Annotated in this window: 18 protein-coding genes and 1 tRNA gene; 15 read left to right on the forward strand and 4 right to left on the reverse strand. The window is 63.8% G+C overall.

What is annotated here, in order from left to right; translation table 11 throughout:
- Window positions 1-5 precede the first annotated feature (5 nt).
- From EJ074_RS26805 to EJ074_RS26865, 13 genes are all read left to right on the forward strand, one after another.
- Window positions 6-626: an NADH-quinone oxidoreductase subunit J gene (locus EJ074_RS26805; protein ID WP_095809416.1), complete on the forward strand. Its 621-nt coding sequence runs from the start codon at window positions 6-8 to the stop codon at window positions 624-626.
- A 1-nt stretch (window position 627) separates the two neighbouring features.
- Window positions 628-936: an NADH-quinone oxidoreductase subunit NuoK gene (gene nuoK / locus EJ074_RS26810; RefSeq protein WP_095809415.1), complete on the forward strand. Its 309-nt coding sequence runs from the start codon at window positions 628-630 to the stop codon at window positions 934-936.
- Between the two features lie 11 nt (window positions 937-947).
- Window positions 948-2,921, forward strand: coding sequence for an NADH-quinone oxidoreductase subunit L (gene nuoL / locus EJ074_RS26815; RefSeq protein ID WP_095809414.1), 1,974 nt, complete (start codon window positions 948-950; stop codon window positions 2,919-2,921).
- Window positions 2,921-4,426, forward strand: coding sequence for an NADH-quinone oxidoreductase subunit M (locus EJ074_RS26820; protein WP_095809413.1), 1,506 nt, complete (start codon window positions 2,921-2,923; stop codon window positions 4,424-4,426). The genes nuoL and EJ074_RS26820 overlap by 1 nt, the downstream gene beginning before the upstream one ends.
- Window positions 4,427-4,439: 13 nt before the next feature.
- Complete coding sequence (gene nuoN, locus EJ074_RS26825; RefSeq protein WP_095809412.1) at window positions 4,440-5,882, forward strand: NADH-quinone oxidoreductase subunit NuoN; 1,443 nt, start codon at window positions 4,440-4,442, stop codon at window positions 5,880-5,882.
- A gap of 4 nt (window positions 5,883-5,886) precedes the next feature.
- Window positions 5,887-6,708: a biotin--[acetyl-CoA-carboxylase] ligase gene (locus EJ074_RS26830; RefSeq protein WP_095809411.1), complete on the forward strand. Its 822-nt coding sequence runs from the start codon at window positions 5,887-5,889 to the stop codon at window positions 6,706-6,708.
- Window positions 6,709-6,802: 94 nt separating this feature from the next.
- A complete protein-coding gene (locus tag EJ074_RS26835) occupies window positions 6,803-8,473 on the forward strand; it encodes a ribonuclease J (RefSeq protein ID WP_095809410.1) in 1,671 nt (556 codons plus the stop codon).
- Between the two features lie 128 nt (window positions 8,474-8,601).
- The gene (gene mce, locus EJ074_RS26840; protein WP_095809409.1) at window positions 8,602-9,006 is read left to right on the forward strand and encodes a methylmalonyl-CoA epimerase; all 405 of its coding nucleotides are present in this window, start codon (window positions 8,602-8,604) and stop codon (window positions 9,004-9,006) included.
- On the forward strand, window positions 9,003-9,287 hold the full coding sequence (locus EJ074_RS26845; RefSeq protein ID WP_095809408.1) for a DUF1467 family protein: 285 nt from the start codon (window positions 9,003-9,005) through the stop codon (window positions 9,285-9,287). Before mce ends, EJ074_RS26845 begins: the two co-directional genes overlap by 4 nt.
- Before the next feature lie 574 nt (window positions 9,288-9,861).
- Entirely contained in the window at window positions 9,862-11,187 is a 1,326-nt protein-coding gene (gene proS, locus EJ074_RS26850; protein WP_095809462.1) for a proline--tRNA ligase, read from the forward strand.
- Window positions 11,187-12,470 (forward strand): lipoprotein-releasing ABC transporter permease subunit, encoded by a 1,284-nt coding sequence (locus EJ074_RS26855; protein ID WP_095809407.1) that lies wholly within the window; start codon window positions 11,187-11,189, stop codon window positions 12,468-12,470. Before proS ends, EJ074_RS26855 begins: the two co-directional genes overlap by 1 nt.
- Window positions 12,467-13,150 carry an ABC transporter ATP-binding protein gene (locus tag EJ074_RS26860; RefSeq protein WP_176478509.1) on the forward strand — a complete coding sequence of 228 codons (684 nt, stop codon included), beginning with the start codon at window positions 12,467-12,469 and terminating at the stop codon, window positions 13,148-13,150. The genes EJ074_RS26855 and EJ074_RS26860 overlap by 4 nt, the downstream gene beginning before the upstream one ends.
- A gap of 477 nt (window positions 13,151-13,627) precedes the next feature.
- On the forward strand, window positions 13,628-14,989 hold the full coding sequence (locus EJ074_RS26865; RefSeq protein ID WP_245454752.1) for a site-2 protease family protein: 1,362 nt from the start codon (window positions 13,628-13,630) through the stop codon (window positions 14,987-14,989).
- Here the strand turns inward: EJ074_RS26865 and lipB are convergent.
- Window positions 14,889-15,632 (reverse strand): lipoyl(octanoyl) transferase LipB, encoded by a 744-nt coding sequence (gene lipB / locus EJ074_RS26870; protein ID WP_095809405.1) that lies wholly within the window; start codon window positions 15,630-15,632, stop codon window positions 14,889-14,891. The two genes, EJ074_RS26865 and lipB, sit on opposite strands and share 101 nt — an antisense overlap.
- A gap of 181 nt (window positions 15,633-15,813) precedes the next feature.
- On the opposite strand from lipB, the gene EJ074_RS26875 reads away from it, so the two are divergent.
- A tRNA-Leu gene (locus tag EJ074_RS26875) sits at window positions 15,814-15,898 on the forward strand.
- Between the two features lie 313 nt (window positions 15,899-16,211).
- Window positions 16,212-17,195 carry an acyltransferase gene (locus EJ074_RS26880; protein WP_165350017.1) on the forward strand — a complete coding sequence of 328 codons (984 nt, stop codon included), beginning with the start codon at window positions 16,212-16,214 and terminating at the stop codon, window positions 17,193-17,195.
- 111 nt (window positions 17,196-17,306) lie between these two features.
- On the opposite strand, the gene sucD is transcribed toward EJ074_RS26880, so the two are convergent.
- From sucD to EJ074_RS26895, 3 genes are read right to left on the reverse strand one after another with little or no spacing between them, the layout of a single operon-like run.
- Window positions 17,307-18,206, reverse strand: a complete 900-nt coding sequence (gene sucD, locus EJ074_RS26885) for a succinate--CoA ligase subunit alpha (RefSeq protein WP_129553879.1) — start codon at window positions 18,204-18,206, stop codon at window positions 17,307-17,309.
- A gap of 13 nt (window positions 18,207-18,219) precedes the next feature.
- Complete coding sequence (locus tag EJ074_RS26890; protein WP_095809605.1) at window positions 18,220-19,404, reverse strand: malate--CoA ligase subunit beta; 1,185 nt, start codon at window positions 19,402-19,404, stop codon at window positions 18,220-18,222.
- 18 nt (window positions 19,405-19,422) lie between these two features.
- A complete protein-coding gene (locus tag EJ074_RS26895) occupies window positions 19,423-20,397 on the reverse strand; it encodes a CoA ester lyase (RefSeq protein ID WP_095809604.1) in 975 nt (324 codons plus the stop codon).
- Window positions 20,398-20,405 lie beyond the last annotated feature (8 nt).

Below are 20,405 nucleotides of genomic sequence, written 5' to 3' on the forward strand. Positions count from 1 at the left end.
AACCCATGCTGAGTGGACTAGAGGCGGCCTTCTTCTACCTCTTCGCCTTTGTCGCCGTGGCGTCGGCCTTCATGGTCATTTCGTCGCGCAACCCCGTGCATTCGGTGCTGTTCCTGATCCTCACCTTCTTCAACGCCGCAGGGCTGTTCATGCTGACCGGCGCCGAGTTCCTGGCGATGATCCTGCTCGTCGTCTATGTCGGCGCGGTGATGGTGCTGTTCCTGTTCGTCGTCATGATGCTCGACGTCGACTTCGCAGAGATGAAGCAGGGCGCGCTGCAATATGCACCGATCGGCGCGATGGTCGGACTGATCCTGGCGGCGGAACTGATCGTCGTGCTCGGCGGCTACAGCTTTGCGCCGCAGCTGGCCTCGACGGTCGCCAAGCAGACGCCGGATCTCGCGGCGCGCTCCAACACGGCGGCGCTCGGCGATATCCTCTACACGGACTACCTCTATTACTTCCAGATTGCCGGCCTCGTGCTTTTGGTCGCCATGATCGGCGCCATCGTGCTGACGCTGCGCCACAAGGAAGGGGTCAAGCGGCAGTCGATCGCCGCCCAGGTCGGACGCACGCCGGCGACGGGCATGGAAATCCGCAAGGTCAAGTCGGGCGAGGGCATCTGAGATGGTCGTCGGCATCGCGCATTATCTCACCGTATCGGCGATCCTATTCACGCTCGGCGTGTTCGGCATCTTTTTGAACCGCCGCAACATCATCGTCATTCTGATGTCGGTCGAGCTGATCCTGCTTGCGGTGAACATCAACTTCGTCGCTTTCTCGGCAGCGCTGCATGACCTTGTCGGACAGGTGTTCGCGCTGTTCGTGCTGACCGTCGCCGCGGCTGAGGCCGCGATCGGGCTTGCCATTCTTGTCGTCTTCTTCCGCAACCGCGGCTCGATCGCGGTCGAAGACGTGAACCAGATGAAGGGTTGACGGGAACAACCATGTACCAGGCCATCGTCTTCCTTCCGCTGCTCGGCTTCCTGATTGTCGGCCTGTTCGGCAATTCGCTCGGCGCCAAGGCATCCGAATACATCACCTCCGGTTTCCTGGTGATCTCGGCGGTACTGTCGTGGATCGCCTTCTTCACCGTCGGCTACGGCCATGGCGAGGTGTTCACCGTGCCGGTGCTGCGCTGGATCCAGGCCGGCGGGCTCGACGTGGCCTGGGCGCTGAGGATCGACACGCTCACCGTGGTGATGCTGGTCGTCGTCAACACCGTGTCGGCGCTGGTCCATATCTATTCGATCGGTTACATGCACCACGACCCGAACCGGCCGCGCTTCTTCGCCTATCTGTCGCTGTTCACCTTCGCGATGCTGATGCTGGTGACGGCCGACAATCTGGTGCAGATGTTCTTCGGCTGGGAAGGCGTCGGCCTCGCCTCCTATCTGCTGATCGGCTTCTGGTACAAGAAGCCCTCCGCCAACGCCGCCGCGATCAAGGCCTTCGTCGTCAACCGCGTCGGCGATTTCGGCTTCGCGCTCGGCATCTTCGGCGTGTTCGTGCTGTTCGGCTCGGTCAATCTGGGCACCGTGTTTGCCAATGCCGCATCCTTTCTTCCCGCAGAGGGCGCGCCGGAGGGAGCCGCCGTGCTCACCTTCCTCGGCCATGCGCTGGACAAGCACACGGCGCTGACGGTCGTCTGCCTGCTGCTGTTCATGGGCGCCATGGGCAAGTCGGCGCAGGTGCCGCTGCACACCTGGCTCCCCGACGCGATGGAGGGCCCGACACCGGTCTCGGCGCTGATCCATGCCGCGACCATGGTGACGGCCGGCGTGTTCATGCTGGCGAGGCTGTCGCCGCTGTTCGAGCTGTCGCATTCGGCGCTGACCGTGGTCACCTTCATCGGCGCCTTCACGGCCTTCTTCGCGGCGACCGTCGGCCTGGTGCAGAACGACATCAAGCGCGTCATCGCCTATTCGACCTGCTCGCAGCTCGGCTACATGTTCGTGGCGCTCGGCGTCGGCGCCTATGGCGCGGCGATCTTCCACCTGTTCACGCATGCCTTCTTCAAGGCGCTGCTCTTCCTCGGCTCGGGTTCGGTCATCCACGCCGTCTCCGACGAGCAGGACATGCGCAGGATGGGCGGGCTGAGGACGCTTATCCCGAAAACCTACTGGATGATGGTGATCGGCACGCTGGCGCTGACCGGCGTCGGCATCCCGGCGACGGTGATCGGCACTGCCGGCTTCTTCTCCAAGGACGCGATCATCGAAGCTTCCTTTGCCAGCCACAACGCGGTCGCCGGCCTTGCCTTCGTGCTGCTGGTGATCGCCGCCTGCTTCACCAGCTTCTATTCGTGGCGCCTGATCTTCATGACCTTCCATGGCGAGCCGCGCGCCAGCCACGAGGTCATGCACCATGTCCATGAATCGCCGCCGGTGATGCTGGTGCCGCTGTTCATACTGGCGGCCGGCGCGCTCTTTGCCGGCATCATCTTCCACGGCGCCTTCATCGGGGAGGCCTATGCCGAGTTCTGGAAGGCATCGCTGTTCACGCTGCCGGAGAACCACATCCTGCACGAGATGCACGAACTGCCGCTGTGGGTCGAACTGGCACCGTTTGTCGCCATGATCATCGGCTTCGCGATCGCCTGGAAGTTCTATATCCGCTCGCCGGAACTGCCCCGCAGCGTCGCCGCCAACCACCGCCTGCTCTACGGCTTCCTGCTCAACAAGTGGTACTTCGACGAGTTCTACGACTTCCTGTTCGTGCGGCCGGCGAAACGCCTCGGCAGGTTCCTGTGGAAGACCGGCGACGGCGCCGTCATCGACGGGCTCGGCCCCGACGGCATCTCGGCGCGCGTCGTCGACGTCACCAACCGGGTCGTCAAGCTGCAGACCGGCTATCTCTATCACTACGCCTTCGCCATGCTGATCGGCGTGGCCGCTCTCGTCACCTGGATGATGCTCTGATGACCGACTGGCCAATCCTCTCGCTGGTCACCTTCCTGCCGCTGGTTGGTGTTCTGCTTATCCTGCCGATCAGCGACGACAGTGAAAACGCGCGCCGCAACATCCGCGCCATCGCCTTCATCACGACGGCATTCACCTTCGTGGTCTCGCTGTTCATCTGGAAGGGCTTCGACAATTCGCAGGCCGGCTTCCAGTTCGTCGAGAAATCCGCCTGGCTGGATTCGGGCATTTCCTACCATATGGGCGTCGACGGCATCTCGATGCTGTTCGTGATCCTGACGACGTTCCTGATGCCGCTCTGCATCCTCGCCTCCTGGGAGGCGATCGAGAAGCGCGTGAAGGCTTACATGATCGCCTTCCTGATCCTCGAGACGCTGATGATCGGCGTGTTCTGCGCGCTCGACATCGTGCTGTTCTACGTCTTCTTCGAGGCGGGCCTGATCCCGATGTTCATCATCATCGGCGTCTGGGGCGGCAAGCGGCGAGTCTATGCCTCGTTCAAGTTCTTCCTCTACACGCTCGCCGGCTCGGTGCTGATGCTGCTCGCCATCATGGCGATGTTCTTCCAGTCCGGCACGACCGACATCACCACGCTGCTCACGCACAATTTCCCGGCCAACATGCAGACCTGGCTGTGGCTCGCCTTCTTCGCCTCCTTCGCGGTGAAGATGCCGATGTGGCCGGTGCACACCTGGCTGCCCGACGCCCACGTGGAGGCGCCGACGGCGGGCTCGGTCATCCTGGCAGCCATCCTCCTGAAAATGGGCGGATACGGCTTCCTGCGCTTCTCGCTGCCGATGTTCCCGATCGCCTCGGAAATGTTCGCGCCGCTGATCTTCACGCTTTCGGTGGTGGCCATCATCTACACTTCGCTGGTGGCGCTGATGCAGGAGGACATGAAGAAGCTGATCGCCTATTCGTCGGTCGCCCATATGGGCTTCGTCACCATGGGCATCTTCGCGATGAACCAGGAAGGCGTGCAGGGCGCGATCTATCAGATGCTCAGCCACGGCCTCGTCTCCGGCGCGCTGTTCCTGTGCGTCGGCGTCATCTACGACCGGATGCACACGCGCGAAATCGACGCTTATGGCGGGCTGGTCAACAACATGCCGAAATACGCCACAGTGTTCATGATCTTCACCATGGCCAATGTCGGCCTGCCGGGCACCAGCGGCTTCGTCGGCGAGTTCCTGACCATGCTCGGCGTGTTCCGGGTCAACACCTGGGTGGCGTTCTTCGCGGCAACCGGCGTCATCCTGTCGGCCGCCTATGCGCTCTGGCTCTACCGCCGCGTCATCTTCGGCGCGCTGACCAAGGAAAGCCTGAAGAACCTGCTCGACCTGTCGGCGCGCGAGAAGGTCATCATCTACCCGCTGGTGGCGCTGGTCATCTTTTTCGGCGTCTATCCGGCGCCGGTGTTCGACGCCACGACGCAGTCGGTAAAAGCGCTCGTCACCAACGTCACCGCATCCATCAATTCCGCGCAGACCGCGGCGGCGAACTGACTGGGGAAATACCATGACGCCGGACCTTCTCTCCAGCCTTTCGCTCTCGACCCCGGAACTGATCCTTGCCATCGGCGCGCTGGCCCTTCTGATGGTGGGCGCCTATTCGCGCTCCAACAACACCATGACGGTGACCGGGCTCGCGGTCGCCGTGCTTGTCGTCGCCGGCTTGTGGCTGGCCTTCTCCGCTGGCCAGGGGGCCGCCTATGGCAACGCGTTCGTCCAGGATTCCTTCAGCCGCTTCATGAAGATGCTGGCGCTGATCGGCTCGGCGGTGACGCTGGTCATGTCGATGCGCTTCGCCAGGCAGGAGCATTTCGACAAGTTCGAATATCCGGTGCTGATCGTGCTCTGCACGCTCGGCATGATGCTGATGATCTCGGCCAACGGCATGATCGGGCTCTATCTCGGCCTCGAGCTGCAGTCGCTGGCGATCTATGTGCTGGCAGCGATCAACCGCGACAATATCCGCTCGACCGAGGCGGGCCTGAAGTATTTCGTCCTCGGCGCGCTGTCGTCGGGCATGCTGCTCTACGGCATATCGCTGGTCTACGGCTATACCGGTAACACCGGCTTCCAGGAGATCGCGACAGCACTGGGCGGCGGCGAGCGCCAGCTCGGCCTCGTCTTCGGCCTGGTCTTCGTGCTCGCAGGCCTCGCCTTCAAGATTTCGGCCGTGCCCTTCCACATGTGGACGCCGGACGTCTACGAAGGCGCGCCGACGCCGATCACTGCTTTCCTGGCGGCGGCGCCGAAGATGGCGGCGATGGCGCTGATCGTGCGCGTCACCATGGGAGCCTTCAAGCCGATCGCCGCCGACTGGCAGCAGATCGTGGTCTTCATTTCGATCGCTTCGATGGCGCTCGGCGCCTTTGCCGCCATCGGCCAGACCAACATCAAGCGGCTGATGGCTTATTCCTCGATCGGCCATATGGGCTATGCGCTGGTCGGGCTTGCCGCCAACAGCCAGGATGGCGTGCGCGGCGTCGCCATCTACATGCTGATCTATCTGGTGATGACGCTCGGCACCTTTGCCTTCATCCTCGCCATGCGGCGCAAGGAAGGCAATGTCGAGCAGATCGGCGATCTGGCCGGCCTTATCTCGACCAACCCGGTCATGGCCACCATCCTCACCATCATGATGTTCTCGCTGGCCGGCATTCCGCCGCTCGCCGGCTTCTGGGGGAAATGGTACGTGTTCCTCGCCGCCATCAACGCCCATCTCTATGCGCTGGCGATCATCGGCGTGTTGGCTTCGGTGGTTGGCGCCTACTATTATCTGCGCATCATCAAGATCATGTGGTTCGACGAGCCGGTCGGCGGCTTTGTGCCGATGGCAAGCGAGTTGCGCCTCGTGCTCGGCGTCAGCGGCGCCTTCATGGTTTTCTATATCCTGCCCTGGATCGGGGGTTCGATCAGCGGGATGGCCGAAGCCGCCGCAAAGACATTCTTCTGACGGGATGGCATTTCGGCTGGCTCCAACCGCGGCGTCGGAGGGGTTCCGGCTCGCGGCCCATGACAGCGTCGGCTCGACCAACGCGCTGGCGCTGGAACATGCGCGCGCCGGCGACCCCGGCAAGCTCTGGGTCGTATCGAAGAAGCAGGAAAGCGGCCGCGGCCGGCGCGGCCGTGCCTGGGCCACTCCGGAAGGCAATCTGGCGGCGACATTGCTGCTGGTCCCCGGCGGCGAATTGCCGCTCGCCGCGACGCTCGGTTTCGTCGCCGGGCTTGCGCTTGCCGATGCGCTCGATGCCGTCGTCCCGCAAGGCCGGATCGCCGTTGCTGTCGACGGCGGCAGCGAAGGACGCAATCGCTTCGAGCTGAAATGGCCCAATGACGTGCTCGCCTCCGGCGCCAAGCTGGCCGGCATTCTGCTGGAATCGGCGATGCTGGACGGTGGCCGTTTCGCGGTCGCGGTCGGCATCGGCGTCAATGTCGTGGCCTATCCCGAGGGACTGCCCTATCCGGCGACATCGCTTCAGGCATTGGGTGCCGATTGCGATGCCGAGACGCTGTTCCTGGCGCTTTCGGATGCGTGGAGCGAGAATGCCAGGCTGTGGGATGACGGGCGTGGACTCACGGCCATCAGGAAGCGCTGGTTGGCGCGCGCGGCCGGCCTTGGCGGTGAGGTTGCTGTCAGAATTGACGGCAATGTGGTGCGCGGCGTCTTTGAAACCATTGACGAGGACTGCCGTTTCGTGATCCGCGACGAGGACGGATCTGTTCTGACGATCGCGGCCGGCGACGTGCATTTCGGCGCGGTCGCATCGGCGCGGATATAGTTTGTTTTTGCGCAATTCCGGACGGAAAACCGTGACACACTTTTCCTGGAATTGCTCCAACGGCTTGGCTTGAGCGGCCAGGAAGGAAGAATTCATGGCGAATACCGGAAACGCCGAACTCGTCTTCGCGCCGCTTGGCGGCGTTGGCGAGATCGGCATGAACTTCGCCCTCTACGGCTACGGGCCGGCCGATGCGCGCGAATGGATCGTCGTCGACGTCGGCGTCACATTCCCCGATACCGCGCATCCGGGCGTCGATCTGATCCTGCCCGACACGCGCTTCATCGAGGAGAACCTGGACGGCTTGCGCGGCATCGTCATCACCCACGCGCATGAGGACCACTATGGCGCGCTGCTCGACATCTGGCCGAAGCTCAAAGCCCCGGTTTGGATGACGCCGTTCACCGCCGGGCTGCTCGAAGCCAAGCGGCAAGGCGAGCAGGGCGCGCCGAAGATCCCCGCGACGATTTATCGGGCCGGCGAGAAGTTCACGATCGGTCCTTTCGAGATCGAGGCCATTCCGGTGGCGCACTCCATCCCCGAGCCGATGTCGCTGGCGATAACGACGCCGGCCGGAACGGTGATCCATACCGGCGACTGGAAGATCGACCCAGCGCCGACGATCGGACCGAAGACGGACGAGGCACGCTTCCGCGCTTATGGCGACAAGGGTGTGCTGGCGCTGATCTGCGATTCCACGAATGCGCTGAGGGAAGGGGAGTCGCCCTCGGAAGTGGCGGTAGGCGAAGGCCTGAAGGGGGTGATCGAGAAGGCCAAGGGCCGTGTTGCGGTCACCACATTCTCTTCCAATGTCGGGCGCATCGTCTCGATCGCCAGGGCGGCGCGCGATGCCGGCCGGCAGTGCCTTGTGCTCGGCCGTTCGCTGAAGCGCGTCATCGATGTCGCGACCGAGCTCGGCTATATGGACGGATTGCCGGAATTCATCTCGGAGGAGGATTACGGCTTCATCCCGCGCGAGAACCTGGTGATCATCTGCACCGGCAGCCAAGGCGAGCCGCTGGCGGCACTGGCGAAGCTGTCGCGCGACGAGATGAAATCGGTGGCGCTTACGGCCGGCGACACGGTGGTGTTTTCCTCGCGCACCATTCCCGGCAACGAGAAGGCGATCCTCGAAATCAAGAATCGGCTCATCGACCTTGGCATGAAGATCATTGAGGACGGCGATGCGCTGGTGCATGTCTCCGGCCATCCGCGCCGCAGCGAATTGCGCAAGATGTATGAATGGGTGCGGCCGCAGATCGGCGTGCCGGTGCATGGCGAGGCGGCGCATCTGGTGGCGCAGGGTTCGCTGATGTCGATGTCGGGCATCGGCCAGGTGGCGCAGGTGCGTGACGGCGACATGCTGAGGCTCTGGCCCGGCCCGGCGACGATCATCGACCAGGTGCCGTTCGGCCGCCTCTACAAGGACGGCATTCTGATCGGCACCGACCAGGCGATGGGCATCCGTGACCGGCGCAAGCTGTCGTTTGCCGGCCATGTCGCAGTCAATGTCGTGCTGGACGAAAAATACGAGCTTGCCGGCGATCCCGATCTGGTGGCGATCGGTGTCGCCGAGGCCGATGCCAGCGGCGAGACGCTGGAAGACCTGATGCTCGATGCGGCAATCGGCGCGGTGGACTCCATCCCCCGCCAGCGCCGAAAAGACCTCGACCTGGTGCAGGAGGCGGTGCGCCGCGCCGTGCGGGGCGCCGCCAATGAAGCCTGGGGCAAGAAGCCACTGGTGACTGTATTCGTCACGCGGTGACGAATAAGGGAATAGGGGAATAAGGCAGTAGGGGAATAGGGAAGAGCGAGCAGTTGCTGTTCTTCAATCTTGTTTTTTCCTACTCCCCTACTGCCCTACTCCCTTACTCCCCTAACGCGGAGCGTTATATGCTCGGACGCCTTAACCACGTCGCGCTTGCCGTGCCGGATTTGGCTGCGGCGGTCGCGGTCTATCGCGATGCGCTGGGTGCGCGGCTGAGCGAGCCGCAGGCGCTGCCGGAGCATGGCGTGACGGTGGTGTTCGTCGATGTCGGCAACACCAAGATCGAGTTGCTGGAGCCGCTCGGGGACGCTTCACCGATTGCCGCCTTCCTGCAGAAGAATCCCTCAGGCGGCATGCATCACGTGTGCTACGAGGTCGACGATATTCTGGCCGCGCGGGACCATCTCAAGGCGAGCGGGGCGCGCGTGCTCGGCGACGGCAATCCGAAGACCGGCGCGCATGGCAAGCCGGTGCTGTTCCTGCACCCGAAGGACTTCTTCGGCACGCTGGTCGAACTGGAGCAGGCATGAGCTGGATTTCGTTTGCAGCGCTCTTCTTCGTCACCTGGTGGCTGGTGCTGTTCGCGGTGCTGCCATTCAGCCTGCGCACGCAGGACGAGGACAAAGACGTGACGCTGGGCACGGTTTCGAGCGCACCGCGCGGACCGCATATGCTGCGCGCAGTCATCCGCACGACGATCGTCACGGCGATCGTCATTGGCGGTTTTTACGGTCTGACGAGAGGGCTCGGCCTGGGCTTCGACGACATCCCGCACATCGTGCCGAACTTCAGTCATAGCGACGCCAATTAAGGGCCTCGGCCAGTCTCTCGCAAGTATATGTCGGCATGCGTGCGCGACGGTTGAATCGGAAGCCGGCTTCCGATTTCAGCGACAGACGCAGCGCAATGCGGTTTGGCGACTTATCGTGCTAAGCAGATGATTGCCCAAAAAAAATGCAAGGCACGAGGCCTTGCAATTTAAACGCGTCCGATCCGTTTCCGGTGTCCGGCGGCAGCGAGTTACCGCGCCTAGATCGCATCCTCCCAAGACTTTGACCGCGTAGGAGAGCAGATTTTTCTCCGCCCTCTCGGTTATCGGCGCACACTAGACCAAGGCAGGTGAAAATGTCACGAAGAATTTTGCCTCCAAATGGGCAATATCGTGCTGCACTGCACAATAGTATGGCATGGCTTGCTTGTGAATCGATCAAATTGGCTTAATCGGCATTTTGCGGCCCGGAAGCCCTTTTTCGGCGAGTACCAGAAGGCCGCAACACTTTGCGGCGCTCGGGTTTCCATTCGGTCATGAAATGGCTATGAAGCCCGGGCAAGCAGCCTCGGCTGCGCCGATTCCGGCGCCGCTATTCTCACTCACGGACCAGTCCATGCGTTTGTCGCGCTATTTCCTGCCCATTCTCAAAGAGAACCCCCGTGAGGCCGAGATCGTCTCGCATCGGCTGATGCTGCGCGCCGGCATGATCCGCCAGCAGGGGCAGGGCAGCTTCAGCTGGCTGCCGATCGGCAAGCGGGTGCTGGACAAGGTCTGCCAGATCGTTCGCGAGGAGCAGAACCGGGCTGGCGCGCTGGAGATTCTGATGCCGACCGTGCAGTCGGCGGATCTGTGGCGCGAAAGCGGCCGCTATGACGATTACGGCAAGGAGATGCTGCGCATCAAGGATCGCCAGGACCGTGACATGCTCTACGGGCCGACCAACGAGGAAGTCGTCACCGAGATCTTCCGCGCCTATGTCAAGTCCTACAAGGACCTGCCGCTCAACCTCTATCACATCCAGTGGAAATACCGCGACGAGGTCAGGCCGCGTTTCGGCGTCATGCGCAGTCGCGAATTCCTGATGAAGGACGCGTATTCCTTCGACCTGGACTATGAAGGCGCCAAGGCCGCCTACAACCGCATGTTCGTTTCCTATCTCAGGACGTTCACGCGCATGGGCTTGCAGGCTATTCCGATGCGCGCCGACACCGGCCCGATCGGCGGCGACCTCAGCCATGAGTTCATCATCCTGGCCGAGACCGGCGAAAGCCAGGTGTTCTGCGATCGCGAGTATCTGTCGCTTGCGGTGCCGGGCGAGAACACCGATTTCTCCAACGACGCCGAGATCGGCGACATCGTGAAACAGTGGACGACCCCGTACGCCGCCACCGACGAAATGCATGACGAGGAGGCCTGGACGAAGGTGCCGGAAGCCGACCGGCTCTCCGCGCGCGGCATCGAGGTCGGCCATATCTTCCATTTCGGCGAGAAATACTCCAAGCCGATGGGCGCCAAGGTGACCGGTCCGGACGGCAAGGACCATTTCGTTTCGAGCGGCTCCTACGGCATCGGTCCGACGCGGCTGATCGCGGCGATCATCGAGGCGAGTCACGACGAGAACGGCATCATCTGGCCGGAGTCGGTGGCGCCGTTCGACGTCGGCCTGATCAACATGAAGGTGGGCGATGGAGAGTGCGACCGCGTCTGCGAAGAACTCTATGCGGCGCTCACCGCGGCCGGTAAGGACGTGCTCTACGACGATAGCGACCAGCGGCCGGGCGGCAAGTTCGCCACCGCGGATCTTATCGGCCTGCCGTGGCAGGTGGTTGTCGGGCCGCGCGGCGTGGCCGCCGGCGAAGTCGAGATCAAGAACCGCCGGACCGGTGAGCGCGAGACGCTGCCGATCGCGGACGCCGGGAAGCGCCTGGGTATCGCCTGATGAGCGAGGCGGCTGCAGTCCGATCTCCGGCAGGCGCCTTCTCGGGCTTTGAGCGCATGGTGGCGTGGCGCTATCTGCGTTCGCGGCGCAAGGAGACGGTGATCTCGGTCATCGCCTCGATCTCCTTCCTCGGCATCATGCTGGGCGTCGCGACGCTGATCGTCGTCATGGCGGTGATGAATGGGTTCCGCGCCGAGCTGCTCACCCGCATCCTTGGCGTCAATGGCCATCTGATCGTGCAGCCGCTGGATTCGCCGCTGGAGGACTACGCCCAGGTGGCGAGCCGCATCAATGGCGTTGCCGGCGTCAAATACGCTATCCCGCTGATCGACGGGCAGGTGCTGGCGCAGGGCAATGTCGGGGGCGGCGTGGGCGCGCTGGTGCGCGGCATTCGCGGCGAAGACCTCGGCAAGATCCAGATTGTCGCCGGCAACATCAAGCAGGGCACGCTCGACGGCTTCGACGCCGGCGAGGGCGTGGCGATCGGCAAGCGGATGGCCGAGAATCTGGGCCTCGTGCTCGGCGACACAATCACGCTGATCTCGCCAGACGGCGACGTCACCCCGCTGGGCACCACGCCGCGCATGAAGGGCTACAAGATCACTGCGATTTTCGAGGTCGGCATGTCGGAGTATGACAGCTCGATCGTCTACATGCCGTTTTCCGAAGCGCAGCTCTTCTTCAACATGGACGGGCGGGCGCAGACCATCGAGATCTATGTCGACAACCCCGACAATGTCGATGCGCTGAAGCCGCTGGTCGAACAGGCGGCGCAGCGGCCGATCGACCTCGTCGACTGGCGCCAGCGCAACGAGACCTTCTTCTCGGCACTGCAGGTCGAGCGCAACGTCATGTTCATGATCCTGACGCTGATCGTTCTGGTGGCGGCGCTCAACATCATTTCCGGCCTCATCATGCTGGTGAAGGACAAGGGACACGACATCGCCATACTGCGCACCATGGGCGCCACACGGGGCGCGATCCTGCGCATCTTCCTGATGACAGGGGCGGCGATCGGCGTCACCGGCACCATAGCCGGCGTGCTGCTCGGCGTCGTCATCTGCCTCAACATCGAATCTATCCGGCAGTTCTTCTCCTGGATGACCGGCAGGATCCTGTTCAACCCGGAACTCTATTTCCTCAGCCAGCTGCCGGCGAAAATGGACGCGCGCGAGACGACCTATGTCGTCATCATGGCGCTGAGCCTGTCCTTCCTGGCAACGGTGTTTCCAGCCTGGCGGGCGGCCAGGCTCGATCCGGTCGAAGCCTTGAGGTACGAGTGATGGCCGAAGCCGTAATCGAGCTGAAGGGTGTCGAGCGCCACTATGTCCAGGGGCCGCGCAAGCTCACCATCCTCAACGGTGCGGACTTTTCGCTCAACCGTGGCGAGATGGTAGCACTGGTGGCGCCGTCCGGAACCGGCAAGTCGACCCTGCTGCATACGGCGGGACTGCTCGAGCGACCGGACGCCGGCGACGTGATCCTCAGCGGGCGTGCCTGCGGCCGGCTGTCGGACGAGGAGCGCACGGCGATCCGCCGCAACGATGTCGGCTTCGTTTACCAGTTCCATCATCTGCTGCCGGAATTCTCCGCGCTTGAAAACATCATGATGCCGCAGCTGATCAAAGGGCTCGGCCGCAAGGACGCCGCCGAGCGGGCGGCCCAGCTTCTCGACTACATGCAGATTGGCAAGCGCGCGCAGCATCGGCCGTCCGAGCTTTCGGGCGGCGAGCAGCAGCGCGTCGCCATCGCGCGTGCCGTGGCCAATGCGCCGCTGGTGCTTCTCGCCGACGAGCCGACCGGCAATCTCGATCCGACCACCGCCTCCTACGTTTTCGATGCGCTCGAGGCGCTGGTAAGGCAGTCCGGTCTGGCCGCGCTGATCGCAACCCATAACCACGAACTGGCCGGCCGCATGGACCGCCGCGTGACGCTGGCCGACGGCAAGGTAGTGCCGCTTTAGGGCTGTTCGATATTCGGGCCGGCCGGCTTCCGTATGGCTGTTTCCTGCGCTTCGGACCCTTTCATCCTCGGCTCGGCCTGATCCCAATCTTGACTGCACTTGGCTTCGGCTCGTTCCCATAGAGCCCTAACGCTTCGTCAACCTTTCCTTAACCTTGCCCGAACGGATCGCCGGATTCGTTCCGGCGCGCCATTGGCGATCGTTGACATTCGAACAAAATTAGAACAAATTATGAACATTACACAAACAGGAGAGAGTTATGGCCGATCTGGTTCAGGATGTCATCTCGCTGGTCTGCATGAGCACCTTCCTCATTTCCATGGCGCTCTGGATCGGCGCCATGTGAGGATGGGGCGGTTACCGCCGCTGTGCGGGCGGGCAAAGGCCCGCCCTTGGGACGGGCAAGCCCGCCCATTGTTAAGTTTTTCTTGGCCCTGCCCCCGCTAGGCTGCTGCTTCAGACATGGGAGCAAAGGCAGTGTCGGTCATTGTGACGGTCATCCTCGTGGCCGGAAATCTCGGACTGATCTTTCTCTTGATGAGCCTGCCGCTGGGACTGTGCACCGTTCGCGTCAGCCGCCTGGTCCAGGCCGACCGCCATCGTCTCTGGCAGGCGCTGTGGCCGCTCGGCCGTGACGCCGGCTGGTCCGGCGAGATCCTCTCGGCCGAGGCCATGGATAGCGAAGGGGCTGTGCGATTGAGACTGTCCTGGGAAGGCCGCGATGGTCAGCCGATCGAGCGCAGGGCTCGGTTCGAGGATGTCGTTGAGGGCAGCCGTTTCTCGATGCGTATCATTGAGGACACGGCGCTCGATCCCTCATTCTGGGCCAACTATCGAGAGACCGCCGAACTCGTATCCGAAGGCGATGCGACGCGGGTGACGCTGAGGCAAACCGACCACTATCGCGGCGTTGCCTTCCTAATCTTCCGCTACTTCGCGCTCCGCCGCGAGCTCGGCAAGCTGCAGGTGTGGGCAAGAACCGGTGAGTATCGCAAGGGCGGCTGGTTCGAGCATCCGCTGAGCCAGATCGGCTTTGCCGTACTCTCGGCCTTCATCCTGTGGCCTTTCTTCGGTCTCAACCTTGGTGGCCTGGCGCTCGCCGCTATCCTGACCTCGGTGGTGGCGCTGCACGAGCTCGGCCACATGGCGGCGTTCCGGCTGACTGGGCATCGCCGTGCGCGCATGATCTTCATTCCGCTGCTCGGCGGCGTCGCCATCGGCGGAAGACCTTATGACAGTCGCTTCGAAGTCGCCTTCGTGGCGCTGATGGGCGCAGGCTTCTCCGCTTTCCTGGTGCCGGTGCTGATCGCCGCTAGCGGTCTTGCCGGTAGCGAGGGCCATCGGCTGGCCGCCGCGTTGCTGGCGACGCTTGCCGGCTGCGCGTCGCTGTTCAACATCGCCAACCTGGTGCCGGTGTGGAAGTTCGACGGCGGCCAGGTGCTGCGCCAGATCTGCCCAGGGCCGATCGCGCTGGCGCTGGCGTCGTTCCTGCTGCTATCGGCTTTGCTTGCTCTCGGCTGGCATGTCGGCTTTTCGCCCAGTTTCCTGCTGATCGCGGGAGCGGTGTTCTCGATTCTCAGCCTGCTCACCATGGGAAGCGGCGTGAAGCCGCGTCACGAGCTGAAGCCGATCCATGCCTTCGACAGGCTTGCCATGGCCGGCGCGCTGCTGGCGGTTTGCCATCCATGGCTACGGCGTGCTGTGGGCGTTGGCGCGGCTGATGTAGGCCTGAGGCAAATCAGCCGGCCTTGCGCTCCGGCTCCGCCAAAGGCGCAGCGGCAGGCCCGAACACATCCTCGAACGCGGCTTTCAGCGCCAGGTCGACATCGGCAATGGTGACGGGCAGGCCAAGGTCGACCAGGCTGGTGACGCCGTGATCCGAGACGCCGCAAGGCACGATGCCGCTGAAATGGCCGAGCTCCGGCTCGACATTGATGGCAATGCCATGGAAGCTCACCCAGCGCCGCAGCCGGATGCCTATGGCCGCGATCTTGTCCTCGGCCGGCGTACCGTCCGGCGGGGCGGGGCGGTCCGGCCGCACCACCCAGACGCCGACGCGGTCCTCACGCCGCTCGCCGCGCACGTTGAAGGCGGCAAGTGTGCCGATGATCCATTGCTCGAGCGCGGCGACGAAGGCGCGGACGTCCTCGCGCCGGCGCTTGAGGTCAAGCATCACATAGGCCACGCGTTGGCCGGGGCCGTGATAGGTGTATTCGCCGCCTCGGCCGGCAGCGAAGACCGGGAACCGGTCGGGGTCGATCAGATCATCGACGCGGGCGCTGGTTCCCGCGGTGTAGAGCGGCGGATGCTCGACCAGCCAGACCATCTCGCCGGCAGCGCCATTGCGGATCGCGTCGGCCCGTGCCTCCATGAAGGCGAGCGCGTCTGGATAGGAGGTGAGGCCGGGCTCGATCACCCATTCGACCGGCGCCGAACCGGGGAGGGGCAGGAACGACGTGGCGATCTGGCTGCGTTCTGTCATGGCATGATCTCGACTCGCGCTTATATGGCGGCAATCCGCTAAAACGTCCAGTTCCGGTGGCTGGCGACCCGGCCTTGCAGGGTTGTGCATATCGGCGGCGAATATTCCGCACGGCGCACTTGTTTCGCCGGAAACGATTTGCTACAGGCCCCGGGCCGGTCGGTTCCGGCTCCTACCACGTGCGGTCGTGGCGGAATTGGTAGACGCGCAGCGTTGAGGTCGCTGTGGGGCAACCCGTGGAAGTTCGAGTCTTCTCGACCGCACCATTTCAATCGTTGAGATCCAGACTTGCTGCCGATTCTCGGCGGTCGCACAGATCGGCGTTGTGTCTGTCCGGCGCCCGGGCCGATGGAGTTGAGCCGGTTCCACAACCACAGCATGCCGGCGGCACAAAGAAGCGTTGCCGCGTGGTGCCTGCCGCCCAGAACTGCGCCGTCGTCTGGGGCCCTATGATGGATCAAGCAAAGACTTGAAACGCGTCGCCTGAGTCCGTTTCACGCGGTGCATCGCGCTGATCAAGGAAACCCTAAGTTAAAGAATGTCGTAATACCTTCGCCCGACTTCTCGGGGGAGGCTTTGGTGATCCACAATCCTCCGCTGGACGGATTGCGTGCAGTCAGCGTACTGGCTGTGGTGGCGTTCCATTGTCAGGTGCCGTTCTTGGCCGGAGGTTTTTTTGGGGTCGATCTGTTCTTTGTGCTGAGCGGCTTTCTGATCACATCCATACTGCGCAACGAGCTTGACGAAACCAAGAGCATCGATCTCGGCCGCTTCTATTGGAACCGGCTGGTGCGCCTCACTCCGCCTCTCTATTTGATGTTGGCTGCCGTCCTGCTTGCTGGTCAGGCGACATCCGGAAAGACGCTGATCGCGGCTGTCTATCTGACCGACTTCTTCGCGCCCTATGAACCTGAGTACGGAGCCCTTCGGCACACGTGGTCATTGGCCGTCGAGGAGCAGTTCTACCTGATATGGCCATTGCCGTTGGTCGTCATCCTGCGCCTGCCTCGGCCGACCGCAGCAGTGATCGCGATCTTCTGCGGTGCAACTATCTGGCGATTCTTGCTGCTGCAAAACTTGCCTAGCGAATGGGTTTACTATCGTCCTGACGCTCGTCTGACGGGTTTGTTGGCGGGGACGATCGTGGCTTTGGCAAAGCCGAGCGTCAACGACATCTCCCTGCTGGACAGCATCGGCAAAGCCGCCGCATGCTCAATCCTGCTGGTGATGGCAGGCACGCAAATATATACGCCAGCTTCACTGGTGATTGCGCAGCCACTGGTGGAGGTTTGCGCGGCCGCGCTGCTGGTTGCCGCGACCGACAGGCGAACCGAAATCCATCGCTTCCTGTCGCGGCCCGTCCTCGTCCGCGTGGGGCTTCTATCCTACTCGATTTATCTTTGGCACTTTCCGATCGCGTATCTGTTGCGGCAATCCTACGAGTGGGTGCCGACTTTGCTCATAACGGTCATTGTGTCGGCAGTACTCGCGATCTTGACCCATAGCCTTGTGGAAGTGCCGATGAGAACGCTGCGCATGCAGTCGCGCGTTGTCGCAAGTTGATCCTTCGGCACCGCAAGATCCGGACAGCGGGAAGCGTTGGTGGAAGGCCAGACGAGCCGACCCCCACCGCCTTGCACTTTGGCAGTTGCCCGCCCGCCGCCTGACCGTCTTTCAGGCCGCCCTCTTCGACCGCGCCAGCGTCTCGGCCACGACCTCGCCGAAGGAGGCAGGGGTCGGCACGATGACGACGCCGGCTTCCTTCAGGATCTCGACCTTCTCCTGCGCCGATTCGCCGAAGGCCGAGATGATCGCGCCGGCGTGGCCCATGCGGCGGCCCTTCGGCGCCGAAAGCCCGGCGATGTAGGCGATCAGCGGCTTGCGCATGTTGTCGCGCGCCCAGAGCGCGGCTTCGGCCTCCTGCGGGCCGCCGATCTCGCCGATCATCACCACGGCGTCGGTGTCCTCGTCCTGCTCGAACAGTTGCAGAATGTCCTTGAAGGAGGAGCCGTTGATCGGGTCGCCGCCGATGCCGACGCTGGTCGACACGCCGATGCCGAGCGCCTTCATCTGCGAGGCGGCCTCGTAGCCGAGCGTGCCGGAGCGGCCGACGATGCCGACGCGGCCGGGCAGGTAGATGCTGCCCGGCATGATGCCCATCAGCGCCTGGCCGGGGGTGATCACCCCGGCGCAGTTCGGCCCGACGAGGCGCATGCGGTCCTCGAAGCGGTAGCGGCGCATGTAGCGCTTGACCTGCATCATGTCCTGCGAGGGGATGCCGTCGGTGATGCACACGCACAGCTTGATGCCGGCGTCGGCCGCCTCCATGATCGAATCGGCGGCGAAGGGCGGCGGCACGAAGACGATGCTGGCCTCGGCGCGGGTCTCGCGCACCGCGCCCTTGACGGTGTTGAAGACGGGCAGGCCGAGATGGCTCTGGCCGCCCTTGCCGGGGGTGACGCCGCCGACCAGCCTGGTGCCGTAGCGCTTCATGTCCTCGGCATGGAAGCTGCCGATCTTGCCGGTGAAGCCCTGCACGATGACGCGGGTGCTGCGGTTGAGCAGAATTGCCATTTCTCGACCTCCCTCAGGCTGCTTTTTTCTTGGCGGCTTCGCGCCAGGCGGCGACCGCCTTCTCGGCGGCTTCGGCCAGCGTGTCGGCGACGATCACCGCCTCGCCGGACTCGGCCAGGATCTTGCGCCCTTCCTCGACCTTGGTGCCGGACAGCCGCACCACCAGCGGCACCTCGACGCCGACCTCGCGGATCGCCTTGATGACGCCCTCGGCGACCCAGTCGCAGCGGTTGATGCCGGCGAAGATGTTGACCAGGATGGTCTCGACATTCTTGTCGCCGAGCACGGCGCGGAACGATTTGGCGACCCGCTCGGGCGAGGCGCCGCCGCCGATGTCGAGGAAGTTGGCCGGCTCGCCGCCGGCGATCTTGATCATGTCCATCGTCGCCATCGCCAGCCCGGCGCCGTTGATGATGCAGCCGATGTTGCCGTCGAGCCCGACATAGGACAGGCCGCGGTCGCTGGCGAAGGTCTCGCGCGGGTCCTCCTGGCTCTTGTCGCGCAGCTCCGAGATCTCCGGGCGGCGGAACAGCGCGTTCTCGTCGAACGACATCTTGGCGTCGAGCGCGACCAGATTGCCGTCGCGGGTCACCACCAGCGGATTGATCTCCAGCATCGAGGCGTCGTAATCGCGGAACACCTGGTAGCAGCCCATGATGGTTTCGGTGGCCTTGCCGATCAGGTTGCTTTCCAGGCCGAGGCCGAAGGCGATCTCGCGCGCCTGGAACTGCTGCATGCCGACGCCGGGATCGACGGTGGCGCGGATGATCGAATCCGGCTGCCGCTCGGCGATCTCCTCGATCTCCATGCCGCCGGCGGCCGAGGCGACGATCATGACCCGCTCGGCCTTGCGGTCGAGCACGAAGCCGAGATAGAGCTCCTGCGCGATGTTGACCGTCTCCTCGACATAGAGCCGCGACACCAGCTTGCCGCGCGGGCCGGTCTGCTGGGTCACCAGCTTGCGCCCGAGCATGGCTTCGGCGGCGTTGGCGATCTCCTCGTCATTGGAACACAGCTTGATGCCGCCGGCCTTGCCGCGCGCGCCGGAATGGACCTGCGCCTTCACCACCCATTTCGAGCCGCCGATCTCGCGCGCCCGGTAGGTCGCCTGCTCGGGGCTGTAGGCGAGCCCGCCGCGCGGCACATGCACGCCGTGGCGGGCGAGCAGTTCCTTGGCCTGGTATTCGTGAATGTCCATCTTGTCCTCCTGGGAATCTCAATGCGCCTGGCCGGGCGCCGCGCCATGGCCTTGGCCGGCGCGCTCGATCGCCTCGCTCACCACCAGCACGTTGCGCGCCATGCGCTCGGAGGCGGCGTCGATCATCTTGCCGTCGAGCGCGGCCGCGCCCTTGCCGAGCGCCTCGGCCTCCTTCAGCACCTCGAGGATGCGGCGGGCGCGCGCGACCTCCTTTTCCGGCGGCGAGAACACCTCGTTGGCCAAAGCGATCTGCGAGGGGTGGATCGCCCATTTGCCTTCGATGCCGAGCGCGGCGGCGCGCCTTGCGGCGGCCGTGTAGCCTTGCGGATCGGAGAAGTCGCCGAACGGTCCGTCGATGGCGCGAAGCCCGTAGGCGCGGCAGGCCACCGTCATGCGCGACAGCGCGAAGTGCCATTGGTCGCCGGGATAGTCGGGATTGAGCCCGCCGATGTTGACGGTGCGCGCCTTGGTGCTGGCGGCATAGTCGGCGACGCCGAAATGCATCGCCTCCAGCCGGCCGGGGGTGGCCGCGATCGCCTCGACATTGGCCATGCCGAGCGCGGTCTCGATCAGCGCCTCGAGGCCGACGCGGGTCTTGTAACCCTTGGCCATCTCGATCTGGTTGACCATCGCCTCGACCATGTAGAGGTCGGCCGGCACGCCGACCTTCGGCACCAGGATGGTGTCCAGCTTGTCGCCGGCCTGTTCCATGATGTCGACGACGTCGCGGTACATGTAATGGGTGTCGAGGCCGTTGATGCGCACCGACACGGTCTTGCCCTTGGCGCGCCAGTCGATGTCGTTGAGCGCCTGGATGATGTTGTTGCGGGCGCGCTCCTTGTCGGGCGGCGCCACCGCGTCCTCGATGTCGAGGAAGATGAAGTCGGCGGCGCTGCTGGCCGCCTTGTCGATCATCTCCGGGTTCGAGCCCGGCACCGCCAGCTCGCTGCGCTGCAGTCTCAGTTTCTTGAGGTGGTTGATGGTGTGGCTCATGGCTCGTC

Source organism: Mesorhizobium sp. M3A.F.Ca.ET.080.04.2.1, assembly GCF_003952525.1.
GTDB lineage: Bacteria > Pseudomonadota > Alphaproteobacteria > Rhizobiales > Rhizobiaceae > Mesorhizobium.